At 30.0% G+C, this 18,155-nt stretch carries 17 protein-coding genes; all 17 read left to right on the top strand.

Annotation, left to right across the window (positions count from 1 at the left end; all coding sequences use genetic code 11):
* Window positions 1-16 precede the first annotated feature (16 nt).
* The 17 genes from T514_RS0106200 (at window position 17) to T514_RS0106125 (ending at window position 18,150) form a co-directional block, all read left to right on the top strand.
* Window positions 17-700 (top strand): ABC transporter ATP-binding protein, encoded by a 684-nt coding sequence (locus tag T514_RS0106200; RefSeq protein ID WP_027623987.1) that lies wholly within the window; start codon window positions 17-19, stop codon window positions 698-700.
* Window positions 697-3,324 (top strand): ABC transporter permease, encoded by a 2,628-nt coding sequence (locus tag T514_RS0106195; RefSeq protein WP_027623986.1) that lies wholly within the window; start codon window positions 697-699, stop codon window positions 3,322-3,324. The genes T514_RS0106200 and T514_RS0106195 overlap by 4 nt, the downstream gene beginning before the upstream one ends.
* The gene (locus T514_RS0106190) at window positions 3,299-3,559 is read left to right on the top strand and encodes a hypothetical protein (RefSeq protein WP_027623985.1); all 261 of its coding nucleotides are present in this window, start codon (window positions 3,299-3,301) and stop codon (window positions 3,557-3,559) included. Before T514_RS0106195 ends, T514_RS0106190 begins: the two co-directional genes overlap by 26 nt.
* 326 nt (window positions 3,560-3,885) lie before the next feature.
* Window positions 3,886-4,134 (top strand): hypothetical protein, encoded by a 249-nt coding sequence (locus tag T514_RS26510; RefSeq protein ID WP_156939816.1) that lies wholly within the window; start codon window positions 3,886-3,888, stop codon window positions 4,132-4,134.
* Between the two features lie 178 nt (window positions 4,135-4,312).
* The gene (locus T514_RS0106180) at window positions 4,313-4,720 is read left to right on the top strand and encodes a serine hydrolase domain-containing protein (protein WP_027623983.1); all 408 of its coding nucleotides are present in this window, start codon (window positions 4,313-4,315) and stop codon (window positions 4,718-4,720) included.
* Window positions 4,721-4,985: 265 nt separating this feature from the next.
* On the top strand, window positions 4,986-6,323 hold the full coding sequence (locus tag T514_RS0106175) for an APC family permease (RefSeq protein WP_027623982.1): 1,338 nt from the start codon (window positions 4,986-4,988) through the stop codon (window positions 6,321-6,323).
* A 37-nt stretch (window positions 6,324-6,360) separates the two neighbouring features.
* Entirely contained in the window at window positions 6,361-8,313 is a 1,953-nt protein-coding gene (locus T514_RS0106170; RefSeq protein WP_027623981.1) for an oxidoreductase, read from the top strand.
* A 187-nt stretch (window positions 8,314-8,500) separates the two neighbouring features.
* Complete coding sequence (locus T514_RS25595) at window positions 8,501-9,784, top strand: helix-turn-helix domain-containing protein (protein ID WP_027623980.1); 1,284 nt, start codon at window positions 8,501-8,503, stop codon at window positions 9,782-9,784.
* A 123-nt stretch (window positions 9,785-9,907) separates the two neighbouring features.
* On the top strand, window positions 9,908-10,441 hold the full coding sequence (locus tag T514_RS0106160; RefSeq protein WP_027623979.1) for a P-loop NTPase family protein: 534 nt from the start codon (window positions 9,908-9,910) through the stop codon (window positions 10,439-10,441).
* 289 nt (window positions 10,442-10,730) lie between these two features.
* Window positions 10,731-11,531 carry a hypothetical protein gene (locus tag T514_RS0106155; RefSeq protein ID WP_027623978.1) on the top strand — a complete coding sequence of 267 codons (801 nt, stop codon included), beginning with the start codon at window positions 10,731-10,733 and terminating at the stop codon, window positions 11,529-11,531.
* 131 nt (window positions 11,532-11,662) lie between these two features.
* Window positions 11,663-11,998, top strand: coding sequence for a response regulator (locus tag T514_RS23985; RefSeq protein ID WP_051541846.1), 336 nt, complete (start codon window positions 11,663-11,665; stop codon window positions 11,996-11,998).
* Between the two features lie 334 nt (window positions 11,999-12,332).
* The gene (locus T514_RS27505; RefSeq protein ID WP_278246514.1) at window positions 12,333-12,455 is read left to right on the top strand and encodes a hypothetical protein; all 123 of its coding nucleotides are present in this window, start codon (window positions 12,333-12,335) and stop codon (window positions 12,453-12,455) included.
* A 380-nt stretch (window positions 12,456-12,835) separates the two neighbouring features.
* Window positions 12,836-13,081 carry a winged helix-turn-helix domain-containing protein gene (locus T514_RS27260; RefSeq protein WP_242850563.1) on the top strand — a complete coding sequence of 82 codons (246 nt, stop codon included), beginning with the start codon at window positions 12,836-12,838 and terminating at the stop codon, window positions 13,079-13,081.
* Window positions 13,082-14,527, top strand: a complete 1,446-nt coding sequence (locus T514_RS0106140) for a sensor histidine kinase (RefSeq protein WP_027623977.1) — start codon at window positions 13,082-13,084, stop codon at window positions 14,525-14,527.
* Between the two features lie 740 nt (window positions 14,528-15,267).
* Complete coding sequence (locus T514_RS0106135) at window positions 15,268-16,053, top strand: DUF2268 domain-containing putative Zn-dependent protease (protein ID WP_169735806.1); 786 nt, start codon at window positions 15,268-15,270, stop codon at window positions 16,051-16,053.
* A 63-nt stretch (window positions 16,054-16,116) separates the two neighbouring features.
* Window positions 16,117-16,941, top strand: a complete 825-nt coding sequence (locus tag T514_RS0106130; RefSeq protein WP_242850562.1) for a nitroreductase family protein — start codon at window positions 16,117-16,119, stop codon at window positions 16,939-16,941.
* Between the two features lie 72 nt (window positions 16,942-17,013).
* On the top strand, window positions 17,014-18,150 hold the full coding sequence (locus T514_RS0106125; RefSeq protein WP_027623974.1) for an aldo/keto reductase: 1,137 nt from the start codon (window positions 17,014-17,016) through the stop codon (window positions 18,148-18,150).
* Window positions 18,151-18,155: the final 5 nt, after the last annotated feature.

Below are 18,155 nucleotides of genomic sequence, written 5' to 3'. Positions count from 1 at the left end.
TAAGGAGGAAGGCATAATGGAAGTTTTAAAGACCATTGATTTATGTAAAAGTTATGGTTCGGGAGATACGAAGGTTAATGCATTAAAGAATATAAATATATCTATAAATGAAGGGGAGTTTGTGGCTGTAGTAGGGGCTAGTGGATCAGGAAAGAGTACCTTATTGCATCTTTTAGGTGGAGTAGACAAACCTACATCAGGAAAAGTAATAGTTGATGGAGCGGATATATATACTTTAAACGAAAAAGAACTTGCTGTATTTAGAAGGAGAAGGGTAGGATTTATATTTCAATTTTATAATTTAATACCTGTACTAACAGCAGAAGAAAATATAGTTCTTCCAATACTTTTAGATAATAAAAAGGTTGATAAAAAATATGAAGAAGAATTAATTAATATTTTAGGACTACAGCATAGAAGAAATCATTTTCCATCAGAACTTTCAGGAGGACAACAACAAAGAGTATCTATAGGAAGGGCACTAGCTTATAAACCTTCCATAATATTAGCAGATGAACCTACGGGAAATTTGGATAGTAAGAATAGTAAGGAAATAATAGAATTGCTTAGATTTTCAGTGCAAAAATATCATCAGACATTGATAATTATAACTCACGATTTAAACATTGCATCTCAGGCAGACAGAATAATAACCATAGAGGATGGATGCGTGGTTAAAGATGAGGTGATGAGAGCATGAAGAAGTATGATCATCTAACATATAGATATTTAAAGGGGCAAAAGAAAAGAACTATACTTACAATATTAGGTATAGTGCTTTCTGTTGCACTTGTAACGGCTATAGGAACAATGCTTGTAAGTGTAAAAACAAAATTTATAAATGATTGTATAAAAGACAATGGACATTATCATGCCAAATTTGTGGGAATAGATAAGGATCAGGTTAATAAAATAAATAATAATGTGGATGTAGATAATATATCCGTTACCAGTGACCATACCATAGCAATATTATCAAATATAAGCAAGGAGGAAAGAGAAAGCAACCCTTCAGCTCCTTTGTACAGATATTTAGACATAAAAGCTTATGGCAGTAGAGCACTAAGTATGTTTCCTATTAATATAAAAGAAGGAAGACTTCCACAAAAGGAAAATGAAATAGCAGTAGAATATTGGGTACCTGATTATTTACCTGGAAAACCCCAGATTGGAGAAAAAATTAAATTAGATATTGGAGAAAGAATATTTAAAGAAAAGAAAGGTAAAGATGGAGAAGGAGAATCCGAGGAAACTTTTAATAAAAAAGGAGAAAAGGAATATACAATAGTGGGTATTACAGCTCCTAAAACTTCATGGCCAGGTGTATACGTTACCCAGGGAATAACTTTTTTAGATGAAAACAAACTACCAATCGATAAGAAATACAATGTTTATGTAAAATTGAATTCTGTGAAAGATGTTTATAAAAAGTGTGAGAATATAGCTAAAAATTTAGGAATGGAAAAAGAAAAAACATCAAGGGGTACCTATAGATATAACATTGAGTATAATGAGAATCTTTTAAGATTATATGCTCAAAGTTTGGATAAGTCTATAAATGAAGGGTTAACAGCTTTAGTAGCATTCATAGTAGGGCTAATTATTATAAGCACTATAGCAGTTATATATAACATATTTAATATATCAGTTCTAGAGAGAGTTTCACAATTTGGAATACTTAGATGTACGGGAGCAGCACCAAATCAGATAAAAAAGCTGGTTTTAAAGGAAGCATTAATTTTAAGTTTTATAGGTATCCCATTAGGACTTGCTAGTGGAGTACTAGCAATGGAAATAGTAATTAGTGTGGTTAAAGTCTTATTAAAAGATGAAATAAAGGTAGTTATATCACCAGTTGTATTCATAATAAGTGTGATAATAGGATTAATTACAATTTATTTATCTGCAATAGGGCCAGCAAAAAGGGCTTCTAAAGTTTCACCATTGGAGGCGGTAAGAAATACTGGAAGTCTAAAGAAGGAAAAATTAAAAAAGAGGAAAAGATCTAAAATAATTAATAAGATTTTAGGAATAGAAGGAGAAATTGCCTATAAAAATCTTAAAAGGAATAGAAAAAAGTTTAGAATTACTGTATTTTCATTGACTATAAGTATAGTACTTTATATAGTTTTTGGTAGTTTTGCAAGTTTTGTATTTAAAACAGGAGCAGTGAAAGAAAAGGATATGAAAGATTTTATGCTATGGAAAAGAGGCGGTTCAAATACAGGAATAAATCTTTCTATTTATAATGAAATTACAAATTTTAAAGATGCGGAAAAAGTATATAAAGTTATGTATGATGGTAAAGATATTTTAATTCCCGAGAAAAAAGTAAATCCTAAATTATTTGAGTTAAGGCCAGATTTAAAAGAAAGAATAAAGGACGAACAATTAGTTCTTCGCAGTAATGGAGTAATTTCCTATGGAGATAATATGCTGTCTGAGCTTAAAAAATATATTAGAGAAGGTACTGTAGATAAAGAAAAATTAAATAATGAGAATGGAGTAATCCTTATAAAAACAAATAGTTTATACAATGAAGAAACCAAAAAGTCCTCTGTATTTGATATAGCGGATTATAAGGTTGGAGATGAAATTAAAATTATTGATAAGAAGAAACTGAAAGATAATGAAGATATTGATGAAAGTAATATTAAAAGTGTTAAAGTTATAGGTATTTTGGATAAAGGTATTTTAGATAATGAGTATAATGTTAATGCATCAGTAAGTTTAATAACTTCAGAAAAAGTATATAAAAATATTACTGGAAATAATGATATTAGAAGAATGTTTATTCAGCTAAAAGAAGGTAGTAATAAGGAAAATTTAGCAGAGTATTTAAAGGGCTTAAATAAAAAAGATCCTAGATATCAATATTTTGATTTTGAAGAGGATTCAAAGCGAAACAGAGATAAGGCTATAGCAATTAATATATTTTTATATGGATTTGTAGCGGTAATAACTTTAATAGGATGTTTAAATATTATAAATACCATAAGTACAAACTTAATACTTAGAAAAAGAGAGTTAGCTATGATTAGAGCAGTAGGTATGGACAAGGGCAAAATGAGTAAAATGGTTTGTATTGAAGGAATATATTATGGTGTAATAGCATCTATATACGGAGGAATTATTGGAACAGTATTATCTTATGAATTATTTAAGATAATGCAAAATCTTAGAGATTTTCAATGGGCATTTCCTATAAAAGAAATTTTAACAGCTGTAATTGGAGCTATAATTATTTCTCTTGTATCAACTTATATACCATTAAGAAAAATAAATAAGGAAAATATAATTGAGAATATTAGAGGGGAAGAATAAGATTGTTTCTTATAAAAATAATACAGATAAGCCTGATATGGAAGTATTGTGCAAAGATATAAAGGACAATATTTTGTTTACTCAAACTGTTAATACTGACAATCCAAAAGAGCTTAAATTTATTGTGGATAAGGATACAAAATTTTTTACTAAAACCATAGGGGCTCAATACTCTCCTAATGGGAATGTGCAAAAAACTATTGTCACATATGAAAAACTACAAAAGAATGGTTAGAAAAATTAGTTAAAGAAGATAAAGCTACATTATCTCTGTGGCTATCAGGTGATAATAAGTGTAATACTGTTTTAGTGTGGAGATATGATAGTGAGGATAAGTGATTGCACCGAAAAGTAAAAGATAGAGTAAAATGGAGGCAAGTTAAAAATTGCCTCCATTTTGTGGTTGTATTTCAATATAGATATAGTTATATATATATGAAAGTAATAGATTACATTTGGGTGGGTAAATTATGGAAATATGAAACCCAAGATATTACATGGATATGTTATACTATTAGTATGGAGATAATTCCTTATATAAAGCAAAGGGAGATTTTCCAATTGGACTATAATAAGGTAGAGTTAAAATATAAATATATTTATAAAGAGGTGACTGTTATGAAAGTTCCTCCATCTATAACTTTTTTAACTGACTGGTATACAATTTTATATTTTGCAGTTTTAATTTCTCAATTGACTTCTGTATACAGCAATGCTAAGAAAGGGAAAAATCGTCTTGCAATTGCAAGCATTATTTTCATAATAATAGTTAGTTATTTGTATTTATCTAAATATTATATGCTTAAATAATTTGAGTCTGTGTAATAGCAAATATTATTGAGGATACTATTTTTAAAACGGCTATGGATTTCTTGAAGGTATAAGAGAAGGAAAGAAAGAGGGAAAAGTTGATAACTGTTATTTATATTGGTAGGGTTAATGTAAAGTAAAATATAATTACAAATTTGGTATACAGAAGGGGAAAGTTATGAGTAAATATAGCAATGGGGAAAACAACAATATGATAAATGAAGAAATGGTGGACAAGATTAAAACAAATATCCATAATTATTTTAATGAACTTCTATATAGTTGGAACAATGCATTATTTACAGGAAAGGTAATTAGTGAAGAATCATTAAAGAAAATGATTGGTAAATATGCTGATAGTGGAGAGGAAGGCTACTATGGATATGGAATTTTTACATCTGATGTTAAACTTGGAGAAAAGATGAGAAAGAAAATATATCACGGTGGCGGAATACCAGGATTCTTTGCATCTAATAGCATTTTTCCTACTGAGGATGTTCAAATAATTATGATAACCAATGTTGTTAGTGAAGCTTTTGCCCATAAAATATCCAAGGTAGAGGAAATTATTTTTAAAGATATATAAAGATTTTTTAAATATAATGGGTTAAAACCCCTGCACTTAAAGTAATTAGGTGCAGGGGTTTTTTATACTATTTTAAGGGACAGTTAAGAAATTTAAGTTTTTAAACAAGCATCCTAGGAGGGAAAAGTTGTTAACTATCCCTATTTATTTATAGAAAGACTAAAAAGTTAAATTTTGAAGCAATTTTGTTAAATGACATAAAATAGTCTCAATGGTATACTTTTACTAAAATTAAGTCAATTATATCAGTTAAAGGGGGGTTTTTATGTCTAACGTCACATCAACTAAGGACTTGAAAAGAGTACTAGGAAGAAAAGAGTTACTGTCTATAGCGGTTGGACAAACAATTGGTTCAGGGGTTTTTGCGCTTACAGGAGTTGCTATAGGTATGACAGGTAGATCTACTAATATAGCCATGCTTATAGCAGCACTATTCACCTTAGCAATGACAATACCAATGATATTTGTCAGTGGAACCATAAGAATGAGGGGCGGATTTTACACTCAATTAGCACTGTTATCACATAAAACGTTTTCAGGGTTCTTTATAATTATTCATATCTTAGCATGGTCCGCACTATCCATGTATGCTATTAGTTTTGCGGATTATCTGTTTGCATTAGTTCCTGTAATTAATAAAACTTTAGTGGCATTTATTGTATTAACAATTGTATACTTAATAAACCTTTTTGGAATGGAAGGAGCTGCTAAAGTACAAAATCTTATGACATTAATAATGGCTATTGCTATTACCGCATTTTCAGTGTTTGGAGTAACTAAGGTAGAACCAGGGTTTTTTAGTCCGCCAGATTTTATGACTGGAGGGGTTCCAGGATTATTTGCAGCTGCAGCATTACTAACATGGGCTATAGGGGGAGCTAATGTTGTAATACATCTTGGTGCTGAAGCAAAAAATCCTACTAGAGATATTCCTTTTGCAGTTATTGCAGGTACTCTTATTGTTGCTGTTTTCTATGCTTTTATGTCCACCGTTGCTTCAGGAGTGCTACCTGTTTCAGCAGTAGCAGGAAAACCATTATCACTTGTAGCTCAAAAAGTATTACCAAAACCTTTGTATGTATTTTTTATAATTGGGGGAGCTATGTTTGCATTAATTACTACCTTAAATGCTTGTTTTGGTTGGGTTACTAAACCTATATTGCAAGCTAGTGTAGATGGATGGTTACCTAAAAAGCTTGGCTTATTAAATAAATATAAAACTCCATATGTTATATTGACTCTCTTTTATGTAGAAAGTTTAATTCCAATATTTTTTAAATTTAATATATCTACCATTGGAAATATGGCTGTTATTTTAAATAATTTATTCTTTGCAATAGTATGTTATTCAGCAGTAAATCTTCCTAAAGTTGTTCCAGAATTATGGAAGAAGTCACATTATCATGTATCTCACGGAGCACTTGTGTTTTTTAGTATCTTAGGGGCAGTATCCACCATTGCACAAATAGGACTATTAATTGGAGTTCTTACACCAGCAGAATTTATTGGTAATGGAGCCGTAGCAATCTTTGCTATGACATATTCAGTATTAAGATTAAAATCTGGAAAAGTAAACATGGAAGTAAGCTACGAAGAGGCATAGTAAAAAAATAATTAAGAAAGATGGGGGAACAAAGAATATGAAAGATTATAAAAATTTACTTAGTCCTATTAAAATAGGAGCTTTAACATTAAGAAATAGAATTGAATCAGCTCCAAGCAATACTGGAAATGGAACTTTTGAGGGGTTTTTTACGCCAGAAAGTGTTGGCTACTTTGAGTTAAAAGCAAAAGGAGGGGCAGCAATTGTAACTATTGGTGAAAGTAATGTGCACACTAAAACTGGTGTAGCCCATGGCAGAATGCCTTGCCTAGATAATCCAGATATTTTACCATCCTTAATAAGAACTACAGATGCTATTCATAGACATGGAGCATTTGCTTCCATTCAATTAATTCACCCAGGAAGAAGAGCTAATAAAGATTACTACAGCGGCACAGTATATGGTCCTAGTGCAGGGGAGCCATTATTTGCAGGTCCAATTGTAGAAATGGATGAAGAAGTTATTGAAGAAGTTGTAGATGCCTTTGGTGATGCAGCTGAAATGGCCAAACTAGGTGGATGTGATATGGTTATGATTCATGGAGCCCATGGATGGTTATTACACCAATTTTTATCACCTCTTAATAATAAGCGTACTGATAGATTTGGAGGAATTCTAGAAAACCGAGCTAGAATTTCATTAATGGTTATAGATAATATTAGAAAGAAATGTGGCTTTGATTTTCCAATTGAATTTCGTTTAAGTGGTTCTGAATATGTAGAAGGTGGACTAACTATTGATGATATGGTAGAGTTTGCAAAAATGATTGATGGAAAAGTAGATATAATACATGTTTCAAGTTGTACTTTCCATAATCCTGCAACTAATACTCACATGTTCCCATCAGCATTTCATCAAAAAGGAATTAATGTACCTTTAGCGGAGGCAATAAAAAAAGCTGTAAAAACTCCAGTAGCTGTAGTTGGAGGAATAAATGATCCTGATCTTATGGAGGATATAATTTCAAATGGAAAAGCTGATATAGTTGCCTTGGGAAGACCGCTACTTGCTGATCCATATTTACCTAAAAAGCTTAGAGAAAAGAAAATAGATGATATAAGTCCATGTTTACGTTGTTTAGTTTGTTTAAGTGGAGATTTTGTCCCATATATAAAATATCCTATTAGAAGCTTAAAATGCTCTGTTAACCCGATTATAGGAAGAGAGCAGGAAGCTATGACTCCAAGAAAAACAGAAAAGAAAAAGAGAGTTTTAGTAATTGGTGGTGGGCCTGCAGGTATGCAAGCAGCAATCACAGCTTCAGACAGGGGACATGAAGTTATACTCTGTGAAAAAAGCAATAGCTTAGGTGGAACAATAAAAGTGATAGAAAATATATCTTTTAAATCGGATCTTAAGAAATTTAAGGATGTACTTATTAAAAGAGTCAATGAAAGGCCTATTAAAGTTATGTTAAATACTTGTGTAACAAAAGAGATTATAGAGTATTTAGCTCCAGATACAGTAGTAGCAGCAATTGGGGCAGAGCCTATTGTACCAAACATACCAGGTATTGATTCTAAAAATGTAATAATGGCTACGGAAATTGGGAAGAGAAATGATGACATAGGAGAAAAGGTCATTGTTATTGGCGGCGGATTAATGGGCTGTGAAGAAGCCTTAAATTTAGCTCAAAAAGGTAAGAAGGTTACAGTTATAGAAATGAGACCAGATGTAGTTATAGATGGGGCATATCTATATAGGGAAGCCTTGTTAATACAAATGGCAAAATGGCCTATAAAAATTGTAACAAATACTAAATGTAAAGCTATAAATGATAAAGGGGTAATTGTTTTAGATAAAGATGGCAATGAAGTTCAATATGGAGGAGATACTATTATAGTAGCTACTGGTTTAAGATCAAAATCATATGAAGTAGATTCACTAAGGGATTATAGTATAGAGTTTTATAATATTGGAGATAGCCTTAAACCTAGAAAGGTACTGGATGCTGTGAGAAGCGGCTACGATATTGGTACCACAATTTAATTATCTTTTTAACCGAGTATAATGTGTAATTATACTCGGTTTTTGGTAATTTTATATTACTTAGGGAGCAAAATTATATTGGAATTAGAAAAGTGCGAAATTTCATAAAGTTCAAACGTTCTATGATATAATATATGGTAATACAATTAAAAATAAAGTTGTAGAAATCAGTAGTGGGGGGATCATAGTGGATAGGCCTGCTAATATAGATATAAACAAAGAACTTGATATTCCAAACACTTTTAGAAGATATAATGGTTATTTAAAGAAAGGTAATTATGAATTTTACTGTCAAGAGTTTGCCTATAGTGCTATATATGGAAATCTAAATCTAAGTAATTTAAGCTACATTTTAGAGTTGCTTAGATTAGACAAGCTTCCAGAAATTTTATTTTTGATTAGGGTTGATGATTGCCATGATATTTATAATTGTTTTCCTAGGTTTTCAATTTATCCCCAAAAGATACATGTGATTAATCACTTAGAAAGATCTTTGGAAGAGAGAGGTATAAAAGGGGTAGTAGCTTCTTTTCTTGGAAGAGATACTATTGGAGCATTTCTATGTTTTCCAGAGGAGAGTAATTCCAAAAAACATCGAGAAACATTAAAAAACTTAGCTCAATATTTAATTCAGGATGTTGAAAAATATACTAATGAAAGTATATCAATTGGCATCAGCGATTTTTGTAAGAATATAAATGAATTTCCTAGAGCATATTCTCAATGTCAGAAGGCATTTCAGAATAATTTTAGTAAAGGAAGAGGAACCTATACCTTTTATGATGAGGTTCAAGATGTACATATTTTATTGCGTAAAGAAGATATGAATAACTTTGCTGCTAAGATTATTTTTCATATTGATAGTCTAAATTCTAAAGGATACACTGAGTCAATACATGAAATGATTAATCATATTTCCTCTACAAATACTTCCTCTGTTGATGTTCGTATGCAAATGGTTAAGCTAATAGATCATGTATCAAATTATTATATTGAGGAAGGAATAGAAAAAGAAAAAATTGATCACATAAGTATAGTAGCAATGAAGGATATTCTTAATAGTAATTTTATTAGCTCAATAGAACAGATCATAGTTACATTCTGTGAGGAAGTTATGAAAAGCAGCATGATAATACATCAAAATGTAGATGAGAAGATGAGATTGTTTATAGATGAGTGCATAAAAAAATATTATAATGACTGCGATTTCAATTTAGCTAAAGCAGCTAAGTTATGCAACTATAGCCCTTATTATTTTGGTAGATTATTTAAAGATTTGTTTAACACATCATTTAATCAATATTTAACCAATTACCGAATTGAAAAGTCAACAGAGCTTTTAATACAAAGTCAACTATCTGTAGAAGATATAGCTTTTCAACTAGGATTCTGTAGTGTAAGCTATTTTTGCACTGTATTTAAAAGGACAGTGGGAATAACGCCAAGACAATATGTGAAAGAAAATGAGTAATTTGTGTTTTATTTAGGGGGATAATTTCATCAAGAGAAGATATATATCCTTTAGAATATTGGCTTGAAGCAAGTTTTTCGCTGTAGCCATGATAGATTAAAATGTTAAATGGGGTAAATTTAAATGAAAATTATTATTATCGGATGTCCAGGAGCAGGAAAGTCAGTTTTAACTAGGAGAATTAATGAGTTCTTGTGTTATCCAGTTATGCACTTGGACAAGGTATATCATACTGGTGGTAAATCACATATAACAAGAGAAGAATTGGTTAGAAAAGTAAATGACTTTGCAAATAGATATGATAAGTGGATTATTGATGGCAATTATATATCTACTCTTGAAAATAGAGTTCAATTATCTGATACAATAATAGTATTAAATATATCCTGGGAAATATGCTTGATAAATGCATATAACAGAGCAGAAGAATATATTAAACAAGGAAGAAATAGAGACGATATGGCTGAAGGTTTTGATGGGACTATTACAGAAGAGTTCGTTAGTTTTATCAAAAATTTTCCTAAAGATACTATGCCAAAGATTCAAGATATATTGAAAAATTATAATGACAAAAATGTGAAAATCATAAGCAATTATAAAGAGTTAGAGGAACTTATAGATTTTTTAAAAAGGCAGCATAATAACATATATTTGTAAGCATTAACTTACAAAAAAAGCACTACTTTATTGAGGAGGGAGTGCTTTTTTGTGCGTCTAGCAAAGCTGCTAAAGAAAAGCCAGTATTAGGAACGTCGAGACGTAGATGAACACAACGGAGTAGGTTGTATATAAGTTTAAACCTTTAAGCAAAAAAACAGCATAGCAATATTTACAATTTTATGACATGTAACATATAATTTTTTTAAATTTGTATTGTATACTGAAATTGTAATAAGGGTTTCGTGCATGAAACAAATAAAATATAATATAAGTTGGAGGATAAAAAATGAATATGAAAAAAATAGTTATGTTTGCATTAGCAATAACATTGGTAGGAGGATCATCATTATTTGTACATGCGAGTCAAAATAATGATGCGTCAACTAAAAATAGAGTTATAACAACACAAAGTCACCAAACTAACAAGGGTAACATTACAAATGGAACTATAAGTGATGAAAAAGCAGTTCAGATGGCTACTGAAGCAATGAAGAACTATATGGGTGTAGATGCAAGCAGTTTTTCTGGAACCGTTATTGAGAGGCAAGAGGATTTATACAATAAAAAAATGCAAGAGGAACCTGCTCGTAACAAATATCAAAAAGAGCATCCAGAACAAATGGCTGAAGAGAAAAAGTTTCTTGAAGAGCATCCTGAAAAGGCAAAGGAGTACTTAGAAGCAGTAAAAAAATCACAAGAAAAGGCAAAGCATGCAGACGATACAATAATGGTGTACTTTACTCGTGTAGGTAATAATAAGTGTTCCGGAGATTTTGTTCAGATAGATGAAACTACAGGTGAAATATTAAATGTAACATCTTTGCATGACTTTAATCCAAAATTAGATGGTAAAATTGATGATATGAAAGTTAAAAATATAGCTTTGAGCTTTTTGAAAAAAATAGGAAAAGATGTTGATGTTGATCTTAATTCTATATCAATTAACAATGATAATGGTGCATTAAGTCGTGTAGAATTCAAACTTAAGGGTGGATCTAGCAAAGAAGAAATTATATCATTAGAAGTAAACTTACAAAATTATACTATTGTACATTATCAAAATTATTCAAATACATTCAATAAATAAACCTGTAATATTCTAAATTATAAAAGTAAACTAAGCCTTAATTAAAGATTTTAAATAATTAAGACTTAGTTTATAATTTAAAATAGTAAACACAAAAATAAATGAATTCTATTAATCAGGAGGAATCGTTTGTGATAAATATTTTGATTGTAGAAGATGATTTGCCAATTTCAAATCTGATAAGACTGAATTTAAATATGGCAAATTATAAAAGTAAAGCAGCTTATAATGGAGAAGAGGCACTAAACTTAATTGAAAAAGAGACTTTTGATCTGATACTTTTAGATATAATGCTTCCTAAAATAGATGGATTCAAATTGTTGGAAATGATTAAACCCAAGGGCATTCCTATAATTTTTTTGACAGCTAAAAGTTCAACTACGGATAAAGTATATGGATTGAGAGCAGGGGCTGATGATTATATTACAAAGCGTGCGACACGTTGCAATATTAAAAGTATTGCCTAGATAACAAAGCTATCTAAGAACTAATAACTTAAAAAGTCAAATGATAGGGTAACGCCTTGAAGGGCTTTCTCTGATACTCCGAATAGCATCTTTATTAATAAGAGTGAATTTGTTATAAGCTCGGTGAAGTCGGCTGAGAGTACACCCTAATGACCTTGTTAGAGGATCAAGGAAAAGCGAACCAGAGGTGGTCGAGTGTATGATAGGTCGGGAGTCCATAAAATACCTATGGTAAGAATGTCTAAAAAATTAAGAGAGACTGACAAAGTTCCGAATGTACGGTTCTAAATGATGATGAAGTAGAAATGCTTCAACTATTTAAGTTGTAGTGTCTGTGAGGACAAGTAAGATTGTTTTGTATGAAAATCCTTATACTGTTAAAGGCAGTATGGTGCAGACAGGACTAGAGGAACTACCTAAGGGTATATGTAAGGATAAAGTTATTGGAACGTGGTAAGCTGGTAGCACTGAGGACTTATTTCCTGTGATGTGGTAGCAAGGAAAGACAACTATTATAACTTGCTTTTGTACCAGTGAAAGTAGTGGCATAGTACTGTTGAAACTAGTGAAAGCTAGTGGAGGGATGGCCACAAGTCAGTTAAATAAGAAATATATATGATTATATAGAGTGAGATTTAATTGATGGAACGCAGTGTGCGGTGAAAGTCGCAAGCACTGTGTAGAGGAGGGGAAAAGGCAGAGATAACTTCAAAGTCTTACCTATTCCTATCATTTGAAGGGATTGAGCTGTTAGCAAGAATTGATAATGTACTTAGGCATTATAATAAAAAATCAAATATAATAGTATTTCATGATATAGAAGTGCACATAGAAGAAATGATTATTAAAAAGGCAGGTAAAACTATCGACTTGACCGTTACGGAATTTGAATTAGCAGTATTTTTGATAAAAAATAAAAATATTGTATTATCAAGAGAAAGGCTGGTACAAGAAGTTTGGGGATATGACTACATTGGCGAATCCAGAACAATTGATAATTATATACAAAAGTTAAGAAAAAAATTAGACTGGAGAGATAGGATAAAAACTATATTCAAATTAGGATATAGACTGGAGGAATAGATGAAATTTTGGGAAAAGATTTTTATATGTACATTGATTATATTTGAAATATTTTTTGTTCCATCATCTATATATTTAATAAGCAGTAGTTTTAAATCCAATCTCCAGATGGAAATAAATTCTAGCATAAGCGAACAAAGTAGATTTTGTTCTTCAATACAATCAAATTTAGCTTTTTTAAAGATTAAGAGGATCTCAAGTGGTTATAATGATAAATTTACTAAAGAAACAATAAATTCAATGATTAATTCGTATTTAAATAATTTTAGAGATGAAAAAATATATTTACAGATACTTGATGAAGAAAATAAAAATGTTTTTAATAATTTCAATACAAATTTACCTGAAACAAGACCTGAATTAAACCTATCATCAGGGGAATTAAAATATATAATACGTGATGTAAATAAGGAAACTTATTTGTTTATAACAACACAAATTAATTTAGAAGATAATTACTATAAATTTTCATATATTAAAGATGTATCAAAGATTTATGAAAACAGAAAATATTTATTAAATGTTCTTTTTAAGTTAAATATATTTGTAGCAATAATTTTAGCTATAGTGATGATAATATTAAGTAAATTTATAGTAAAACCAATAAATAAATTGATAAAATCAACTGAAAAAATAGCAGAGGGGAATTTCGGTGAAAGAGTGACTGTAATTACAAGTGACGAAATAGGGGTATTATCAAGAAATTTTAATAGTATGGCTGATGTCATTGAAGATAAAATAGAGGAGCTTAAAAAAAATTCAGATGATAAGCAGAGATTTATTGACGATTTAACTCATGAATTAAGAACTCCCTTAACATCTATAATAGGGTATGCTGATTTTTTAAGGACTGGCCAATATGATGAAGAGACATTTTTAAATTCACTGACATATATATGCGATGAGGGAAAAAGATTAGAAAAACTGTCGTCCAAGCTAATGAAATTAATTATGTTGAGAAATGAAAAATTTAAGATGAAGAGTGAAAGTATTCAAAAACTTTTATTAGAAATTGAAAGGGCAATGACTCCAAAATTAAAGTCAAAAAATATTAAATTAAAAATTTCAGCAGATTCAGTGAAAAACCTTAATTTTTTAATGGATATAGATCTTATGACAATTCTTGTTACAAATTTAATTGATAATGCACTTAAGGCATCAAAAGATGGCGATGAAATAGCTTTTAATATATATAAATATGAACAGGCAAGTTTGATATTTGAAATCAAGGATAATGGCATGGGCATACCAAGTGAGGATATACAAAAAGTATTTGAGCCTTTTTATATGGTTGATAAATCTAGAGAAAGAGCAAATAATGGCGCAGGAATTGGACTTGCACTATGTAGTGAAATTGTTAAAATCCATAATGGAGAGATACATATAGATAGCGAGATTGGAAAAGGTACAACTGTAAGAGTAAAGTGTTATTGTGAATACAACTAAAAAGATTTGTTAAAAATCGGAATTAATCTGAACCTAAGATAATTAGGTTCAGGAACATTTTTTTAATGAAACAAATTATATGTTTATTTTTATCCGATGACTACTCGCTCTAATACTCCCATCTTCTTCAAAGTGGGAATAAAGAGCGAGTACGTCCCTGGATAACGATTTCTAAGATTCAGAGGTAGTAAAAACTTCTTCTGAAGTCAAGAATTCTGTTTATAAAAAGTTTGATATAATATAAATAGAAAAGCTTAGTGCTGGTAACACTAAGCTGAGTCCTATGAACGTTTTTTAGTTTTAGGGCTATTGGATTTTAGTTAAATAAATTTAATTAAGAAATAAGTGCTAATCTTGTGAGGATGGAGCACTTTTTTTCTTTTGTCTCAATTTTAACGTTATATCATAATCTCAAAATAAAGGATAGTATTAATATATGGAGAATAAAAGACAAGAGAACAATTAGATAAGTTAAAAAGTGTAGAGTAAAGTGGCAATTATAAGATATTGCAAAGCAATTAAAGTCTGTATTCTAAATATGAAGAATACGGGATTCTTAATACAATAATACAATTCAATTACTAAAGTTAAGATATCTATTGTTGTACTAAAAAAATTTAGGCATAGTTTGAATATTTAAGGGGGGATGTAAAATTAATATAAATATAAGGGATGCTTCCAATGATTTTTGTAGTTTTTGGGAAAAGGCACATATGTTAAATTTTCAAGAGCAAAAATTAATGTGGAAACAATTGTACGAGATACCAAACGAAGATATATTTAATCATTTGGATTATATATTTAAATTAGGTGATAAGAATTATAGTATTGATAGAAATTTACAAAAATGTTTTCAAAGATATTCTAGCTGTTATGACAATATAAAAGTTATAAATAAAGTTATCAAACAAGATATAGATAAAATTTGCAAAAGGTGTAGTGAAGTATTTATGATAAATGATTTAAAATTAAATTTCATAACAATAGTTGGACAATTTCACTCCAATGCATTTGTTACCCCATTCAATGGAAAAACAGCCTTTTATTTTCTAGAGATGCTGCCAGAACAAATGTATTTATATATTGTATTAGCTCACGAAATAACACATTTATTCCAATTTTCTCAGTTAAACAAAGGAGATGATGAATTAACACTAGCTGAATATATATTTATTGAAGGTTTAGCCTGTTTTGCTTCAGGTATAATATGTCCAGGTTTCTCTAAAGCTGAATATTTATGTTTTAATTCAGAGAGCAACCAATGGTTAACTGATTGTGAGAAATATTTACCGAATGTTAAAACAGAGATTATTAATAACATTGAAAGTACAGATTATTTTTATTCTAGAAAATATTTTACTAACTATAGTGGATATGGCAATGAAATTCCAAAACGAATTGGTTATGTACTTGGTTATGATATAATATCATATTTAAATAAGTTATATTCAATGGATAAATTGATATTGTGGAATTCGAACAAAATAAATAAAGAGGTAAAGAGCGCAATATTAAGTATATTGTAGAGATTAAACATATTAGATACTTAACGAAATTTATAATATTTTATAGAAAGGAAGTGAGTTTTAGTGAGAGTTTGGTACTTACAAGACATACTCTCATTAAAGATAAATATGAATCCAGTTATTGATATAATAAATAAAAGGGTATCTCTTAGAAAATATGCAGATAGGGAAATATCAAAGGAACATTTGGATTTAATAATTGATTCTGCGATAAAGGCTCCTACAGCGGGAAATCAATGCTTATATTCTATTATCATGATTAAGGACAGTGAAACAAAAGAAATTTTAAGCAAATCCTGTGACAATCAACCTTTTATTGCAAAAGCACCCTTAATTCTTATTTTTGCTGCAGATCAACAAAAGTGGTTTGATTATTATGCTCATAGAGGGGTTAAGGATTATGCTAAAAAAGAGAATATTACCTTTGAAGCACCACAGGAATCAGATCTTATGCTGGCCTGTGAAGATGCACTTATAGCTGCTCAAAATGCTGTTATTGCAGCTGAGTCATTGGGGATAGGTTCTTGCTATATAGGGGATATAATTGAAAACTATGAATTTCATAAAAAACTTCTTAATTTGGAGGATTGGGTATTTCCTGTATGCATGTTATGTTTTGGATACTATGAAGAAGACTATAAAAAGACTTATGGAAAGAGATTTGATAAAAAATTTATAGTGTTTGAAGAAAAGTATAGAAAACTTACTAAAGATGAATTAGATGAGATGTTTGAGGAAAAGGAAAAAAACTATGTACCAAACAACAAATTCAATGCAGAAAATTTTGCCCAAATGTTTTATGCTAGAAAAACAGGGGCAGAATTTAGCAAAGAAATGGCTAGGTCTATGAGAGTAGCTTTAAAAAAATGGGATGGAAGAAAGCTTTAAAATATGTTTATAATTTAAGTAAGGAGAATTAGTATATAGGGGTATACATTATATATATTAAGGGGTGGTATCATGTTATATAGAAAGTTTGGTAAAACCAATGAGGAAGTATCTATATTAGGATTTGGGTGTATGAGATTTCACGTAATAGATAACGATATTAGTAAAATAAATGAAGAAGAAGCCATAAAGCAATTAAGGTATAGTATTGATAATGGAGTTAACTACATTGATACTGCATACATATACCATGGTGGAATGAGTGAACCCTTAGTTGGAAAAGCACTTAAAGATGGGTATAGAGAAAAGGTGAAATTAGCAACAAAACTTCCTACTTGGTTAATAAAGAGTAGAGAAGATATGGATAAATATTTAAATGAGCAGCTTGAAAAATTACAGACAGATCATATAGATTTTTATCTTTTACATGCTTTAAATAAAGGATATTGGGAAAAATTTAAAAAATATAATGTATTTGATTTTTTAGATAAGGCCTTAGCTGATGGAAGAATAAAATATGCAGGCTTTTCTTTTCATGATGATTTGAGTTTATTTAAAGAAATTGTAGATTCTTATTCATGGAGTTTTTGTCAAATCCAATATAATTTTATGGATGAAAATTATCAAGCAGGTAAAGAAGGATTAAAATATGCAGCAGCAAAAGACCTTGGAGTTGTAATAATGGAACCATTAAGAGGAGGGAGTCTTGCAAGGAACATTCCAGAGGATGTTAAAAAGATATGGGATAAAGCTGAAGTTAAGAGAAGTCCTGCCGAGTGGGGATTTAGATTCTTATGGAATCATCCAGAAGTTAGTGTAGTCTTAAGTGGAATGAATGAAATTTCTCACATAGATGAAAATATAAAAGCTGCTGAAGTATCATATCCAAATTCATTAACAGAAAAAGAAATTGCATTAATAGATGAAGTTAAACAAATATATAAATCCAGAATAAAAATTAACTGTACGGGTTGTAAATATTGTATGCCTTGCCCATTTGGAGTTGATATACCATCAAATTTTGAACTACTAAATGATGCTTCAATATATGGAGACATTAAAGCATCAAAAAATAAGTATAATGTTTCACTAAAAGCTAATGAAAAAGCTTCAAACTGTAAAGAATGTGGAAAATGTGAAAAGGCATGTCCTCAGCACCTTCAAATAAGAAAAGTGCTAAAAGAAGTTGTAAATACTTTTGAAAAATAAAAAGG

This window comes from Clostridium lundense DSM 17049, from assembly GCF_000619945.1.
GTDB classification, from domain to species: domain Bacteria; phylum Bacillota; class Clostridia; order Clostridiales; family Clostridiaceae; genus Clostridium_AO; species Clostridium_AO lundense.
Note: the sequence above shows the minus strand (reverse complement) of the source record. Positions and strands in the feature narration are given on the sequence as shown.

Bases quoted from the DNA above. Each gene is read 5' to 3' on its own strand.
- T514_RS0106200 (WP_027623987.1), top strand. From the start codon at position 17: ATGGAAGTTTTAAAGACCATTGATTTATGTAAAAGTTATGGTTCGGGA.
- T514_RS0106195 (WP_027623986.1), top strand. From the start codon at position 697: ATGAAGAAGTATGATCATCTAACATATAGATATTTAAAGGGGCAAAAG.
- T514_RS0106180 (WP_027623983.1), top strand. From the start codon at position 4,313: ATGAGTAAATATAGCAATGGGGAAAACAACAATATGATAAATGAAGAA.
- T514_RS0106175 (WP_027623982.1), top strand. From the start codon at position 4,986: ATGTCTAACGTCACATCAACTAAGGACTTGAAAAGAGTACTAGGAAGA.
- T514_RS0106170 (WP_027623981.1), top strand. From the start codon at position 6,361: ATGAAAGATTATAAAAATTTACTTAGTCCTATTAAAATAGGAGCTTTA.
- T514_RS0106160 (WP_027623979.1), top strand. From the start codon at position 9,908: ATGAAAATTATTATTATCGGATGTCCAGGAGCAGGAAAGTCAGTTTTA.
- T514_RS0106155 (WP_027623978.1), top strand. From the start codon at position 10,731: ATGAATATGAAAAAAATAGTTATGTTTGCATTAGCAATAACATTGGTA.
- T514_RS27260 (WP_242850563.1), top strand. From the start codon at position 12,836: ATGATTATTAAAAAGGCAGGTAAAACTATCGACTTGACCGTTACGGAA.
- T514_RS0106140 (WP_027623977.1), top strand. From the start codon at position 13,082: ATGAAATTTTGGGAAAAGATTTTTATATGTACATTGATTATATTTGAA.
- T514_RS0106135 (WP_169735806.1), top strand. From the start codon at position 15,268: ATGTGGAAACAATTGTACGAGATACCAAACGAAGATATATTTAATCAT.
- T514_RS0106125 (WP_027623974.1), top strand. From the start codon at position 17,014: ATGTTATATAGAAAGTTTGGTAAAACCAATGAGGAAGTATCTATATTA.